This is a genomic window from Gemmatimonadaceae bacterium, assembly GCA_030647905.1.
Classification (GTDB): domain Bacteria; phylum Gemmatimonadota; class Gemmatimonadetes; order Gemmatimonadales; family Gemmatimonadaceae; genus UBA4720.
Genome location: JAUSJA010000026.1, coordinates 298,959 through 313,325 on the forward strand (window position 1 = coordinate 298,959; position 14,367 = coordinate 313,325).

Here is a 14,367-nt window from a genome sequence, read left to right on the forward strand (position 1 = left end):
GTCTCTCTGCGGTAATGACGCTGACAATCTCCACAACAGCATCGCTAATTTCAATCTAATGTCCGCATCTGATTCCCTGCGCTCCACAGAAGCCCGCTTTGACGTCATCGTGGTTGGCGCGGGTCACGCTGGCACCGAAGCCGCTGTCGCCGCTGCCCGAACCGGTGCCAGCGTCGGATTGATAACGAGCTCTCTTGAAACCATCGGTCAGATGTCGTGCAACCCCGCGATCGGCGGAGTTGCCAAAGGTACGGTAGTACGCGAAGTGGATGCCCTTGGCGGAATCATGGGCCGGGCAACCGATCTCGCTACTGTACAGTTCCGCATGCTCAACCGCAGTAAGGGGCCTGCAGTATGGGCACCGCGCGCGCAGTGTGACCGCGGCCTTTATCGGCGCGCAGCTCGCTCGCTAATCGAAGAGCAAAACCGACTTCAGACGATTCAGGGAACCGTCGCTCGGCTGCTGCTCAACGCGTCGGGCACCCACGTCCAGGGAGTAGAGACGCTCGAAGGCCGTGCCTTCGCCAGTCGCTGCGTCATCATCACCACGGGCACTTTTCTGCGCGGCAGAATACATATCGGCACGGACACCAGCATCGCCGGCGGACGCGCCGGCGAATCATCGGCGACACACCTGGCAGAGCAGCTCGAAAGCGCCGGTCTGACCGTGTCTCGCTTCAAGACGGGCACGCCACCACGGATCGACGGCAGGTCGGTGAATTACTCGAAGCTTCAGCGACAGGAGAGCGAGATCGATCAGTTCGATTACTCGTGGTCTCACTTCTGGCGCACGTCACGCAGCGATAACGGCCTTTCACGCCATCCGTTACAGCTCCCTTGCTGGATCACATATCTCGAAGCGCCGGCGAAGGAGATCATTCAGGAGAACATCGGTAAATCGGCGATGTACGGCGGTGCGATCACAGCACGTGGTCCGAGGTATTGTCCGTCGGTGGAGGACAAGGTGGTTCGCTTCCCGCATGCAGAGCGCCACCAGCTCTTCCTCGAGCCCGAGGGGCATGACACCGCTGAGCTCTACGTCAACGGCCTGTCCACCTCTCTTCCGGCTTCGGTTCAGCTTGACATCATGCGGACGGTTCCCGGCCTCGAGAATGTTCGAATGAACCGCGCCGGATATGCAATCGAGTACGACTATTATCCGCCCACTCAGCTCGACGCGACGCTCCAGGTAAAAGCGATTGGTGGTCTCTACTTCGCTGGCCAGATCAACGGCACCACCGGTTACGAAGAAGCAGCCGGCCAAGGAGCGCTCGCTGGAATCAACGCCGGCCTTTCCGTTCGAGAACGTGACCCTCTCATACTCGGTCGCGAGACTTCGTATATCGGAGTACTTGCCGATGATCTCGTGACATGCGGCGTCGACGAACCGTACCGTCTCTTCACGTCGCGATCCGAGTTTCGTCTCACCATCCGGCAGGACAATGCGTTGCAGCGGCTGGGCCCGATCGGGCTCAAGCTGGGCCTTTACGACGAGAGCGAGAAAGGAATTCTGGAACGAAAGCTCGATGAGGGACGGCGTATTCATGAAGTCGCAGGGGCAACCAGCATCAGTCCCGCGCAAGCCGGTTCGCTGCTTGATTCCGCGAATACAGCCGCTATCGCGCACCCGGTCAAGATTGTCGAGCTTGCCCGGCGGCACGGTGTCTCGTTGGGCGCATTACTCGAAGCAGCTGGTGTCGAGTCCACGTTTACGTCAGAATCACTTCTCTCTGCAGATCTCGAGATCAAATACTCGGGTTACTTCGAGCGCGAGCGCGCGCAGGCGGAAAGAATGCGCGTGATGGGAAACTTTTCGATTCCCGGCGATTTGCCCTACGCCAAGATGCAGTCGCTTTCGTACGAAGCACGTCAGAAGCTTGAGGCAATTCAACCGCGCACTCTTGCACAGGCGTCGCGCATTCCCGGTGTGAGCCCGAGCGACATCCAGAATCTGGTGATAGAAATCGAAAAAAAACGCTCACACGCCTTGCTTCACTAGCGCAGCGGATCCGCAACAGGACTTTCTCTGCCGGTCCACTGAAGCAGAAGAACTGCACTGGCGATCATTGCGCCGCCTGCAAGTGTGCCTCGCGTTAACGACTCACCGAGAAGCAGAACCCCTAGCGTCACAGTGAAGAAGGGCTCGATCGTAGCGATGATAGAAGTGCGTACCGGGCCGAGAACGCGAAGACCGGCAATCAGAGTAGCGAACGCGAGCACCGTACTGACCATGGAGAGTAGAACGAGGTACTTCCATATGGTCAACGATGCAGGAACCTGTAACTCATGCATAAAGACACTGCCTGCGAGAAACGCGATCAGTACGCCAGTTACGAGATAAAACGTCGAAACCATTGCCGGCACGCCTTCCTGCACTTTCTGCAGCGCCGGCAGATAGAGCGCGTACAGGAATGCAGTTCCGAGAGCGATAACGACACCCACCGGAGCGAGCGAAGCAGCATCGGGGGCACCCACCATCACAACGATTCCTGCCATCGCGATAACCAGGGCGAGCAGACGCCACAAAGTGACCTCCTCACGCCCCGTTACTGCAGCGATCAGGGCAACCCAGGCAGGATACGTATAAAAGAGAAACGCAAGTGGGCCAACCGGGAGATAATCCAGCGCGCGCAAGGAGAGATAGGTAATGACGCCCTGGCCAAAGCCACCAACCAAAACAAGCCGTAATGCCTGTTGCCGGGTTACCTCCCTGTAGGCGGCGCCACGCAACACCACTACCAGAAATGCCGCCGCAAGAAAGTAGCGCCAGAACATTGCAGGGAGCAGCGGCAAGCCCGCGCGTGTCGTGAAGAGTGTCAGCGTGCTGAGTGATCCGAAACCGCAAGCGGAAAGCACGATTAGAAGCGTTGCACGTCCTGCTCCTCGGTCATTCGTCGTCAGCATGCCTCAATCTACGATCATTGAATACGAGACTCGTCGACGATTGCTAGCTCGCCGGGTTACACCGTCGCCATTTTTCCCCGACTCAAGCAAGGATACGCACAATGACGAGCAGAATGGTTGAGCTCCATGCTAACGGACGCATCGCTTACGGGTAGCGCCCTGAGATCTACCGCCGGGATGCTACGGCCCTTGCAATGGACTCGTGCATCCACCTTTGCAGAGCCCCCACTTGGCCTGAGCCAATTCAATAACGAGTCGGGCAACAATCCACATCCATGGAAACGAGAATACGATCATGCGAAAAGTAATTCTTGGCGTATTGACATTGTTTTCAACGCCAGCAATAGCGCAGCAACCAGACAGTAATGCGTCAATTCCACAAATTGGCGTTAGCGCCCGCGGAGAGGTAAAAGTTGTGCCAGACCGTGCCACTATTCAGATCAGCGTTCAGACCAAGGCGGAGACTGCTGCGGCAGCTGCCACTGTGAATGCGCGGAAGCAGAAGGCTGTGATTGACGCGCTGCGAGCTCTTGGCATTGGCTCGAGCGACATTGCGACGATCAGTTACAGCGTTTACCCCGAGCAGCGTTATGAGCCTAACAGAGAGCCGGTGGTAGTTGGCTACAACGTGACGAATACGCTCTCGGTCGAGCTCAAGTCACTGACGCTGCTTGGTCCTGCGATCGATGCGGCTCTGGCGAAGGGAGCGAACATGATCACTTCGCTTCAATTCTACGCCTCAAATACCGAGGCTGCTCGCCAGGAAGCCATCGCCTTGGCTGTACGCAAGGCGGCGGTCGGACGCCGAGTCGGCCGCTAGGGCGGCGGGTGGGTCCATTACAGGGCTGCTCGAGGTGAGTATCGGGGCTTATTTCCCTCCACCCCCACGTTCGTTCGAACTCAAGGCGCGTGGTACGGTCGCATCTGTAGAGTCTGATACGCCCATTTCACCCGGGGATCAAACCGTGGCTGTGGACATCACCACGCGTTGGAGGTTCGCTCCCTCGGGACGCTAAGGCTGTTTCCACGTGGCACATTGAATCCCTAAGGCCGATTTTTCACGTGAAACAACTTTTAAGGCTGGCGCCCCTGCCAAGGGGCCGCCGACCTTCGTACATTCCGGCACAATTCTACATCACGGGTGCCGGTGGGTCGAGTAATAGCGGTTGCCAATCAGAAAGGCGGTGTCGGAAAGACCACGACAACTGTAAATCTGGCTGCGAGCCTCGCGGCGGCAGAGCAAAAAACCCTGATGATCGATGGAGATCCCCAGGGCAATGCCACCAGCGGGATAGGCCTCTCCGCTGCTGATCTCGATGTCACTCTGTATGACGTCCTCATAGGAGCCGCCCCCATCGGCGAGTCACTTCACAGGAAAGTCCACTTCGATCTCCTCGACGTCGTGCCGGCCACACCTGACTTAGCTGGGGCCGAGGTGGAGCTCATCGACAAGGAGCGCCGGGGAATGGCAATGCGCGAAGCGTTGGAGCCAATTCGCGACGACTACGACTTCGTTCTGATCGATTGCCCGCCATCGCTTGGGCTGATAACGCTAAATATGCTGGCTGCCGCAGACGCTGTGCTTATTCCATTGCAATGCGAGTACTATGCGCTCGAGGGGCTTTCTCAACTTTTGAACACCGTACATCGCATCCAGCACGGAGTAAACGAGTCCCTTGGCATCACAGGCGTATTGCTAACCATGTATGACGCGCGTCTCAATCTTTCCAGGCAGGTCGCCGCTGATACCCGCGACTACTTCGGGGAAATGGTTTTCGACACGGTGATTCCCAGGAATGTGCGACTTGCCGAGGCACCAGGTTTCGGAAAGCCGATAATCCTCTATGATATCAGCTCCGTCGGCGCAAAAGCCTACATGAGCGTCGCCCGCGAGCTGATTGCGCGGACTCTCCAAGGAAACGGACAACATGACACCTGAAAAATCGACGCGAAGGCTGGGACGCGGGCTCGATGCCCTCTTTAACCCGACCGGTGGACAAGCCCAGGGCGCACGCGAGCAGAGCGCCCTTCGCAACATCCCGCTTGCCCAGATTCAACCCAATCCATTTCAGCCAAGAAAAAACTTCGGACCTGTAGAACTCAAGGAGCTACAGGAGAGCCTGCATGCGAACGGCCTGCTGCAGCCTGTGACAGTTCGCTCAGCGCCAAAACGAAGCGGATACCAATTGATAGCAGGCGAACGGCGACTGCGCGCAGCGATAAATCTCGGATGGACTGAGATTCCCGCGCTCGTGAAGGAGCTGAGCGATCAGGAGATACTGACACTTTCGCTAGTTGAAAATCTTCAGAGAACCGACCTCAACCCCATCGAAGAAGCCGAAGGCTACGATCAACTTATCAGAGAATTCGGGTATACTCAGCAAACCGTGGCTGGTATCGTCGGAAAGGACCGATCCACGGTTGCGAACGTCCTCAGAATTCTCCAGCTGCCTCAGTCGGTGCGGGCATTTATTCAGGAAGGACACTTGTCGGCGGGACAGGCAAGACCTCTTCTGGCTCTGGATGACGGAGCCAGAATTACCGCCTTTGCGAGACAGGCCGTACAACATGGCTGGAGCGCGCGGGAAGTGGAGCGTAGGGTACGGGAGGCTGCAGCAGGGGATTCGGCCACCCGGAGGGGACGTCCAAGAAAGACTGACGACCGACCGGCAGAAATTCGAAGCCTTGAACAACGCTTACGCAAATACCTTCAGACAGATGTAGTGATCTCTCTCAAGCCCGGCAATCGTGGATCCCTTGTGATTGACTTCTATTCCCCGGAAGATCTTGACCGAGTCATTGACATCATTGGGTTAACAAACCATCCACGTTGATTTCAACAATTGGTCTAAGTCCTTGCCCTTAAATAAGTTACTCAACACACTATGAGCTTTGTTCGCTTGTTATCCACAGCCATAGTGACGATTATCGCAATCACGTTGGGGGCCTGTTCGGGGCACGACGCAGCCACAGCCAGGAAGCCGAAGGCCACATTCAAAGTAGCTCTTCTCACGCCCGGTCCAATCTCAGACAAGTCCTGGAATGCAGGCGCCTACGCCGGGCTCATGGCAATCCGAGACAGTCTCGGCGCCGAGGTCAGTCACATTCAGACCAGAACGCCAGCTGAATTCGATGAGAACTTCCGCCAGTATGGAGCAAAAGGATTCAACCTCGTATTCGGTCATGGGTTTGAGTTTCAGGACGCTGCCTTACGGGTTGCGCCAAACTTTCCAAATACGGTCTACGTCACGACTTCCGGGACAAGTGTAGCCAAGAACGTCGCAGGAGCCGAGTTCGGGTTCGAGGAGGCTTCATACCTCGCCGGGATGATTGCAGGACACGTAACAAAATCGAACATCCTCGGCGTAATCGGAGGAACCGAGCTCCCGCCGGTCGCAAAGAGCTTCGCAGCTTTCGGGCAAGGAGCAAGATCCGTAAATCCAAAAGTCAGAATCGTAGTTTCGTATATCGGAAATTGGGACGACGTCAGTGCAGGAAAAGAGCAGGCAATTGCACAGATATCGCGCGGAGTGGACGTGATCTTCCAAAACGCCGACGCTGCTGGTCTTGGAATATTTCAAGCGGTAAAGGAAGCAAAAGGCGTTTACATCATTGGCTCAAACTCGAACCAGAACGACATCACTCCACAGCAGACCCTTGGCAGTGTAGTCATAGATCTCCCGCACGCATTCCTGCTGATCGCAAGAGAAGTAAAGAAGGCCAATTTCACCGGGCATGTATTCTCCCTCGGCATTCATGATGATGTCGTGAACTTCGTTCTCAATTCGCGTATCGCAAACACGATACCGGCGGATGTGCTCGCAGCAGTTGATTCCGCGGAGAGGCAAATGATCATCGGATCCTTTCGCACCAGGCCGCTTCCCGATTCGCTCCGGGGGGCTACAAGCCAGTGATAGAGATCGTCAGGTACCTCGATACGCTCCTTGAAACGAGCACCATTCCCGATTATCCGAACGCCATCAACGGTCTACAGCTCGCAAACGGCGGAGCCATTCGCAAGATCGCTGCATGTGTGGATTTCTCGACACGAACCATTTCACACGCAATCGAGGAAAAGGCGAATCTCCTGCTCGTGCACCATGGAATGTTCTGGGGCGGTCTGAGGCCGATCACGGGTCCCGCTTACGAGAGACTGAGAATGCTGCTGGAAAACGACATCGCCGTGTACGCATCACATTTGCCCCTCGACCGGCACCCTATCTTTGGTAACAATGTGCTACTATCCAGACAGCTTGGACTCGGGGCGTCCGGCGAGTTCGCTCAATACAAGGGCATCGCCATTGGAGTGAGCGGCAATGCCGACATCGCCACCAACGAGTTGCTGGAACGCGCGAGACGCTTCGCACAGACTCATGGCGGTGATGTTGTCACGACAGTCATCCCGGAAGGCCGACGCACTTTGCGATGGGCTATCTGCACCGGAGGCGGAGCATCCGCAGACACGCTGCAGGAGGCGGCCGAGACTGGTGTGGACACTCTGATCGTCGGGGAGGGGCCGCACTGGACAGCGGTAGAAGCAGCCGAGCTTGACATTATCATCATTTACGCCGGCCATTACGCGACAGAGACGCTCGGAGTAGGCGCACTCGCTCAGCATCTGGCAGAGAAATTCAATCTCGAATGGACGATGATTCACGCGCCCACGGGTCTTTGATCACGCATCAGCAATTCCCAACAACGCGAGCCGGATCCGCATGAGAGTGGTCTTGCCGGCGCTCGAGCTGCATGAGATAACCAGACGATTCGGAACACTGACCGCACTCGACAACGTTTCTCTCATCATCCGTCCGGGCACGATCCACGCCTTGCTCGGTGAGAACGGTGCCGGCAAGACCACTCTCATGCGCATCGCATTCGGAATGATCCCACCGGATACCGGATGGATTGTAGTCGCAGGTGTCAGGCGTCGGCTTTCTTCTCCCGCCGAAGCGATTGCCGCAGGCATTGGGATGGTGCATCAGCACTTTTCGCTGGTTCCCGCAATGACAGTGGCGGAAAATGTTGCCCTGGGCGGAAGAGGACTGTATCGCTTCGATGAAGCGGCGAAACGAATTGCCGAAGTAGGAAAGCAAACAGGCCTCAAGCTCGATCCATCTTCCAGGGTCTCGGATCTCGCTACAGCAGACCGGCAGAAGCTCGAGATCGTGCGAACTTTGGCACACGGCGCGTCTGTGCTGATTCTCGACGAGCCAACAGCCGTACTCACTCCGAGGGATACCAGTGAGTTGTTCGGACAGTTGAGACTGTTTGCCGAATCCGGAGGGAGCGTAGTGCTCATTACGCACAGGCTGCAGGACGTTCTCGATCACGCGGATGAAGTAACCGTACTCAGGCGTGGCCGCTTCGTGATGAACGCTCCCGTAAGCGATGTAACACGATCCACGCTTGCGATTGCCATGATCGGCTTATCCGATATGCAATCTCAGGAAACACGGAAGCCGGTGACCCGGACTGACGTCGTTGCGCAAATACACTCGGTACCCTTACCGGATCACCGTGGTATCTGCTCGGATTCTGAAGTAAGCCTGGAGCTGTTCGCAGGCGAGATTCTTGGGGTTGCTGCGCTCGAGGGAGCGGCAAACGGCCTGCTGCGAATACTGGCAGGAAGACTTGCCCCGAAATCGGGGCAGATTGAGCTTCCGTCTCACGTCGGGTTCGTTCCCGAAAACCGTCAGCAGGACGCGATCGTTCCAGAGTTCTCTCTTACCGAGAACTTCGCACTAAAGGGGGCAGGTAAAAGGAAAGGCTTGCTACGATGGAAGGACCTGCGCAATCGAACGGCTGCGATCGTCCGCGAGTTCGATGTACGCGCCGACAGCCCCGACATGGCAGCACAACAGCTCTCGGGCGGAAACCAGCAACGCTTTGTGCTCGGTCGTGAGCTGGCCGACAACCCTTCGCTGCTGGTTCTCGATAATCCGACCCAGGGACTCGACGTAAGCGCTGCCGCATCAATTCATGCAAAAATGAGAAGCGCGTGCAACAGCGGAGCTGCAGTCATTTTCTTTTCCAGCGACCTGGATGAAATTGTCGAGCTTTCGGACCGTGTCGCTGTGATCAATAACCGCCGCATCACAATGGCCCGGCCCGACCGCGATGAAATCGGCAGGATTCTTCTCGCCACCGATATTGCAACCGGTACCAGTGGCTGAGCTGTCTCTGCTGGCTGATGCGCTCGTCCGAGCCACTCCGCTCATCATAGCCGGTCTCGCCGTCGCACTCGCGTTTCGCGGTGGCGTCTTCAACATTGGCGCTGAGGGCCAGCTGTTGATGGGAGCAACAGCTTCTACTGCGGTGACGCTCGCATTCGGTCCTGCTCTTGGCAGAGGTGTGATCGTTGTCGCTCTGCTTGCCGGGTTGCTTGCCGGTGCGTTGTGGGCCGGAATCGCAGCAGAGCTGAAGAGACGGTTTCATGTGCTGGAAATCATCAGCACGATAATGCTCAACTTCATCGCCATTCATCTGGTCTCTTATCTCGTACGAGGTCCGCTTCAGGAGCCAAGCCACATTTACCCGCAGACAAAATCAATTACAGGCATCGGGCAGCTTCCGATCATTCTGCCACCAACCCGGTTGCATCTAGGGTTCGCAATTGCGGTGGCACTTGGGCTCCTCACTGCCTGGGTGTTCCGACGTACCGTGGCAGGGTTCCGAATTCGTGCAACCGGCGCTTCTCCTGACGCTGCGTGGAGCGTTGGTCAGATAAACGTCGAACGAACATCGGTTATTGTATTCCTCGTGAGCGGTGCGCTTGCCGGACTGGCCGGCAGCATCGAGGTGACTGGAGTGACTTTCGCTCTTTACGAGAACATCTCCCCTGGTTACGGCTATACCGCAATTGCAGTCGCGCTGATCGCGGGACTGAACCCACTGGGCGTTATTGCGTCTGGAATCTTCTTCGGAGTCCTCGAGACTGGGGCGATCGCGCTGCAGCGTGAGCTGGCAATTCCGTCTTCGCTCGCATCAGTGGCCGAGGCGGCATTCATTCTTGCGGCGCTCACAATTGCCAGCGTACGCGGCCGCGTTTTGTTCGCCGCGAGAAGGGTCACCACTTCGTGATCGCTTTCGAGACGTTCCTGGAAGGAACCATTCGCACCGCGACACCCCTCGCATTTGCCGCACTGGGGGAAACCGTCGCTGAAAGATCTGGCGTTATCAATATCGGCCTCGAGGGCGCTATCATCGCCGGTGCATTTGGAGGCTTCGTCGCAGCTGGATCAGGAAGCGTGTGGATCGGGTTCGTCGGGGCTGCTATCGCCGGCACATTGATCAGCACGCTATTCGCGTTCTTCACTGTGCGTATTCGCGCAGATCAGATCATCGCTGGAACCGCTGTCAGCCTCTTGAGCCTTGGTCTGACAGCGACGATGTACCGGCAGGTCTATGGCGCAGCCGGTGCAGCGCTCAGCATTCCAACGATGGGCGTGACCGAAGTGCCAGGCCTTTCATCCATTCCTGTCATCGGACGCGCGTTATTTGCGCAGCCATCCATCACGTATCTACTATACCTGCTCGTCCCGGCCGTCTGGTGGTGGATGTATCACACCCACACCGGCCTTGGGCTTCGCGCAACCGGAGAAGACCCGAGGGCTGCAACAGCTGCAGGTATTTCGACCCGCAAGGTACAGACTGCGGCAGTATTGTTCGGCGGAACGTTGGGAGGAATCGCGGGCGGTGTGCTGGTTATCGCTCAGGCAGGATCCTTTGCCGAAGGGATGTCAGCGGGACGCGGGTTCATCGCCGTTGCAATCGTAGTGCTGGGTCGCTGGCACCCCCTTGGGGTTGCCGCTGCTGCAGTTGTATTCGGAGCTGCCAGCGCTTTGCAGTATCTCTTTCAGGCAATGGGGTGGTTATTACCATACCAGGCCTTTCTGGCACTTCCATACGTCTTAACGCTACTCGGCCTAGCCGGCATCGCAGGAAAAACCTCCGCTCCGGCCAGTCTTGGCAAATGGCACGACCAGTCCTGAACCGCAACCACCACCCGGTTCAGCATCCCGCGTAAGCGCTTCGCCACGTGATCTTCCACTGCGTGTCGGCAACTCTATCGAGCAGGATGATCCTCCCGCCGTCCTCGTACTCGAAGCTTACCACTACAGCAAGTCGGTTCGTGCGAACGAAGCGTACGGCCCCGAGCACATCATTCGTGCGTACAAGATCTTCCGAGCCTGTCGCGCGACTCTGAAATGCTACGACATATTTGCCGTCTGTAGACGGAGAACGCTCAGCAATCAAAAGAAGGTTCTCTTCACGCGGGTTCGCTTCTTCATTGATCTTCCGCAGAACGTTTCCGACGACGACAGACGTGGCGCCCATCGAGAACCGATAAGCTTTTCTAATGGAGAACGGTAGCCCGCGAAACGCCGGGTCAGCGCCTTCAGCCACAGCCGATGCCAATCGTGCAAGCTCAGTCGAGATCAGCGAAGAGTCGCTCGAGTTCATTCCTTCAAGCGAATCGAGCGGTAGCGGCTGGGCAACGCCCTTGCGAAAACCCACACGCCAGGAACGCTCCAGAGATCCGAAAAGAGAAGCCACAGGCCACGACGGGCACTCCATATTCGATTTCTGCGACACAACGAGCAACGTCCCCGAAGCAATTGCACCCGAAGGACCGAACAGGTCGACTGGCAGGTTTGCAAGTGAGTCGAGTTGAAAGGCCGAGGCATGAGACAGAGTACTGTCAGTCAAGTACGGGAGAACCACCGCGGCACGAGCGCCACTGTCTGACACAGGGACCAGTATCACCGGGCCTGCAACAGCTTCATCCCACCCCGTATTGGCAACTGGCGACGGAAGCTGAGCAGCAGGAAGGTGGGCTGCCAATGCCGAATCTGTCCGAGGTGAGGCTTTCTCACCACTGCACGCACTGGCGATCACAAGAAGGTAGACGGGCAGAGAAATCAGGGGGCGTTGCCGTATCATAGGTGATAATTTGCAGCCCCTCGAACCAGTCCGTCGAGTTGCGAGCAGATATGTCCCCCATGCAACAAGCGTAAGAATGACAGAAACCGCCACCGGAACTCCTCAATGTCGCATGCTGAACACACGCAGCCGGTCATTACGGACACAGGTGATGTAATAGCCGTCAGGGCTCCGGCGAGAGAGAGGTGGAGCTGGGCTCTTTACGACTTCTCCAATACCATCTTCTCGATGAACATCGCGACGCTGTTTTTCGCGGTGTGGCTGGTCAGGGACGTAGGGACATCGAATACCATGGCTGCTGTTGCGAGTAGCGTATCGTCCCTTCTGGTGGTGATATCGATTCCCATTTTTGGGGCGATCTCCGATGCAACCCAGCGACGTAAGCCCTGGGTCGTCGGGTTCACCATCATCGCGGTCGCGATGACCATGGTAATGGGCATCATTGGACAGACCATGGTTCCGTTGATTGGAGAGGCTGTCAGAGATCCCTCGGTTGCCTCGTACACGCTTGCCGGTCTTCCCGCCGTTGCCATTCTAACCGCGTTCATTGTTGCGAACTGGGCGTACCAGGGAGCAATGCCATTCTACAACGCGATGATGTTCGAGCTTGTGCCGCCGAACGAGCTCGGTCGTTTGTCCGGAGCAGGAACCGCTCTCGGATATGTAGGCTCGATCGTAGGCGTGCTTCTGGTCTCTCCGTTCTTCAACGGCGTAATGCCGGTAGTTGGAGCTCTGCCTGCCGAAGTGATTGGGTTTCTCCGCGCGGGCATCCCGTTCACCGGGCATGCAGGTCGAGTGTCAACTTTCGTACCTACAGCAATTTTGTTCCTGCTTTTTTCTCTTCCGCTATTTCTGTTTTGCAAAGATCACAACGCAAAGACAGGGAAACAGAGAATTGCATGGAAGGAAGCATTCCAGGGTGTCATCGACACGCTTCGTGATTCCAGAAAATACCCGGGTGCGTTGCGCTTCCTGCTCGCGTCGTTTCTCTACCAGGACGCAATCGGTACGATCGTGCAGTACATGGCACTGTATGCTGTGATGGCCATGGGATTCGAGAAGGGCCAGGAAGTCACACTTTTCGTGGTTCTCACTGTGCCTGCCGTGATCGGCAGTTATCTCATCGGGCTGGTTGTGGACAGGATAGGGCCGAAGAAGAGTCTGGTATTCGTGATCGCCGGTTGGGTCGTGCTCCTGATAGCGATGATAGTGGTGCCCAGCAAGTTTTCGTTCTGGATAGTCGGCGCAGCCATAGGACTGATCTTCGGCGGGGTGGCGACAGCGGAGCGGCCGTTGCTTCTTACCCTCGTTCCTGATATCGAGGCGGCGAGATTCTTCAGCCTGATGGTCCTGTCTTCTCGCGCCGCGGCAATTGCTGGTCCGCTGATCTGGGGATGGACCGTTGATGGCCTGTTGCCCTCGTTCGGCACCGGTGTGGCATATCGAGCAGCAGTCATGACTGTCGCCATCGGGATGTTGTTGTCGCTTGTCCTGCTCTGGAAAGTTCCAGACAAGTGGCACGTGCAGAGCGGGGCGTGATCTACGGACTGCTGCGCTGGTTCACGGGAATAGCGCTTCATTGGTTTTACTCAAGTATTCAAGTCGTTGGTAGGGAGCGCCTTCCCGCTAACGGCCCGGTTCTTCTCGCGGCAAGCCATCACAACGCACTTGTGGATGCACTCATCGCAGGCTGGGTCGCTCCTCGAAGGCTTACGCTCACCGCCAAGGCGACATTGATGGACAACGTATTTCTCGCCTGGCTGTTTCCGATCCTCGGTGTCGTACCATTGCGAAGAGCGAGCGACGAGAGGAACCGCGTTAAAAGCAGCACTTCGCATAAGGCGCGTAACACGGGTGCGTTCGAGAGCATTCTGGACGTCCTCGAAGGAAACGGAATGGTTCTCATCTTTCCAGAAGGAAGAAGTCACAGCGAGGCGGCGCTGGCTCCACTCAAGACAGGGGTATCCAGGATTGCGCTGGCAGCACGCGACGAAAGAGGTATTCGCGGATTGCGGATCGTGCCGCTCGGCTTGAGCTTCGAGGACAAGGGCAAGCCGGGAACTGCGGTTCTCGCAGAAGTCGGCGATCCCGTGTTGATGGACAGTCTCGGACCAACAGGAGTTGACGATCTGACCGCAAACGTCGCGCAGAGACTTGCCGCGGTGTCGCTGAAAACACCGGAGCCATCGCCAGATCGTGATTCGATCAGGAGAAAGAGAGGAATTCGTCCCCTGGCATCACCGCTTGCCGCATGGGGTGAGCTCACCCATCGCTACATCATCAACTACGCACGCGATCTCGCCATCCGTCAGAGCCGATCACCTGACGATCCGGCGATGCTGACGATTATTTTCGCGCTCATCTTCATACTCGCATCGTACATCGTGCAGTTCGCGATTGCCTGGGCCTTAGCCGGCTTGTGGTGGGCGGTGTTTTATGTCGCAATGCTTCCCGTGGGAGCTTATTGGGCTGCGTTCAGATACCATTCGAGGCCGGACAGAGAGCCCATTATTCGCTGAA

General features: G+C 56.9%; 13 protein-coding genes. 11 read left to right on the top strand and 2 right to left on the bottom strand.

What is annotated here, in order from left to right:
• The first annotated feature begins 58 nt into the window (after positions 1-58).
• Positions 59-1,999: a tRNA uridine-5-carboxymethylaminomethyl(34) synthesis enzyme MnmG gene (mnmG, locus tag Q7S20_07650; protein ID MDO8501703.1), complete on the top strand. Its 1,941-nt coding sequence runs from the start codon at positions 59-61 to the stop codon at positions 1,997-1,999.
• On the opposite strand, the gene Q7S20_07655 is transcribed toward mnmG, so the two are convergent.
• Positions 1,996-2,904, bottom strand: coding sequence for a DMT family transporter (locus Q7S20_07655; GenBank protein ID MDO8501704.1), 909 nt, complete (start codon positions 2,902-2,904; stop codon positions 1,996-1,998). The two genes, mnmG and Q7S20_07655, sit on opposite strands and share 4 nt — an antisense overlap.
• A gap of 295 nt (positions 2,905-3,199) precedes the next feature.
• Between Q7S20_07655 and Q7S20_07660 the strand changes: the two genes are divergently transcribed.
• The 8 genes from Q7S20_07660 to Q7S20_07695 all read left to right on the top strand — a co-directional run bounded on the left by Q7S20_07660 (position 3,200) and on the right by Q7S20_07695 (position 10,895).
• The gene (locus tag Q7S20_07660) at positions 3,200-3,724 is read left to right on the top strand and encodes an SIMPL domain-containing protein (GenBank protein ID MDO8501705.1); all 525 of its coding nucleotides are present in this window, start codon (positions 3,200-3,202) and stop codon (positions 3,722-3,724) included.
• Between the two features lie 327 nt (positions 3,725-4,051).
• The gene (locus tag Q7S20_07665) at positions 4,052-4,843 is read left to right on the top strand and encodes an AAA family ATPase (protein MDO8501706.1); all 792 of its coding nucleotides are present in this window, start codon (positions 4,052-4,054) and stop codon (positions 4,841-4,843) included.
• Positions 4,833-5,738, top strand: coding sequence for a ParB/RepB/Spo0J family partition protein (locus tag Q7S20_07670; protein MDO8501707.1), 906 nt, complete (start codon positions 4,833-4,835; stop codon positions 5,736-5,738). The genes Q7S20_07665 and Q7S20_07670 overlap by 11 nt, the downstream gene beginning before the upstream one ends.
• Before the next feature lie 84 nt (positions 5,739-5,822).
• Positions 5,823-6,818, top strand: a complete 996-nt coding sequence (locus Q7S20_07675; protein MDO8501708.1) for a BMP family protein — start codon at positions 5,823-5,825, stop codon at positions 6,816-6,818.
• Complete coding sequence (locus tag Q7S20_07680; GenBank protein MDO8501709.1) at positions 6,815-7,579, top strand: Nif3-like dinuclear metal center hexameric protein; 765 nt, start codon at positions 6,815-6,817, stop codon at positions 7,577-7,579. The genes Q7S20_07675 and Q7S20_07680 overlap by 4 nt, the downstream gene beginning before the upstream one ends.
• A gap of 52 nt (positions 7,580-7,631) precedes the next feature.
• Positions 7,632-9,077 carry an ABC transporter ATP-binding protein gene (locus tag Q7S20_07685; GenBank protein ID MDO8501710.1) on the top strand — a complete coding sequence of 482 codons (1,446 nt, stop codon included), beginning with the start codon at positions 7,632-7,634 and terminating at the stop codon, positions 9,075-9,077.
• Complete coding sequence (locus tag Q7S20_07690; GenBank protein MDO8501711.1) at positions 9,070-9,984, top strand: ABC transporter permease; 915 nt, start codon at positions 9,070-9,072, stop codon at positions 9,982-9,984. Before Q7S20_07685 ends, Q7S20_07690 begins: the two co-directional genes overlap by 8 nt.
• Positions 9,981-10,895, top strand: a complete 915-nt coding sequence (locus tag Q7S20_07695) for an ABC transporter permease (protein MDO8501712.1) — start codon at positions 9,981-9,983, stop codon at positions 10,893-10,895. Before Q7S20_07690 ends, Q7S20_07695 begins: the two co-directional genes overlap by 4 nt.
• A gap of 19 nt (positions 10,896-10,914) precedes the next feature.
• Here Q7S20_07695 and Q7S20_07700 read toward each other — a convergent pair whose 3' ends face one another.
• Positions 10,915-11,613, bottom strand: a complete 699-nt coding sequence (locus Q7S20_07700) for a hypothetical protein (GenBank protein ID MDO8501713.1) — start codon at positions 11,611-11,613, stop codon at positions 10,915-10,917.
• 339 nt (positions 11,614-11,952) lie between these two features.
• On the opposite strand from Q7S20_07700, the gene Q7S20_07705 reads away from it, so the two are divergent.
• Together Q7S20_07705 and Q7S20_07710 are read left to right on the top strand one after the other, a co-directional pair.
• A complete protein-coding gene (locus Q7S20_07705) occupies positions 11,953-13,386 on the top strand; it encodes an MFS transporter (GenBank protein MDO8501714.1) in 1,434 nt (477 codons plus the stop codon).
• Positions 13,383-14,366, top strand: coding sequence for a 1-acyl-sn-glycerol-3-phosphate acyltransferase (locus Q7S20_07710; GenBank protein MDO8501715.1), 984 nt, complete (start codon positions 13,383-13,385; stop codon positions 14,364-14,366). The genes Q7S20_07705 and Q7S20_07710 overlap by 4 nt, the downstream gene beginning before the upstream one ends.
• Position 14,367: the final 1 nt, after the last annotated feature.

What these genes read in the sequence shown, in the direction of transcription:
- mnmG (MDO8501703.1), top strand. Translation starts at nt 59, where the DNA reads ATGTCCGCATCTGATTCCCTGCGCTCCACAGAAGCCCGCTTTGACGTC.
- Q7S20_07655 (MDO8501704.1), bottom strand. Translation starts at nt 2,904, where the DNA reads ATGCTGACGACGAATGACCGAGGAGCAGGACGTGCAACGCTTCTAATC.
- Q7S20_07660 (MDO8501705.1), top strand. Translation starts at nt 3,200, where the DNA reads ATGCGAAAAGTAATTCTTGGCGTATTGACATTGTTTTCAACGCCAGCA.
- Q7S20_07670 (MDO8501707.1), top strand. Translation starts at nt 4,833, where the DNA reads ATGACACCTGAAAAATCGACGCGAAGGCTGGGACGCGGGCTCGATGCC.
- Q7S20_07705 (MDO8501714.1), top strand. Translation starts at nt 11,953, where the DNA reads ATGTCGCATGCTGAACACACGCAGCCGGTCATTACGGACACAGGTGAT.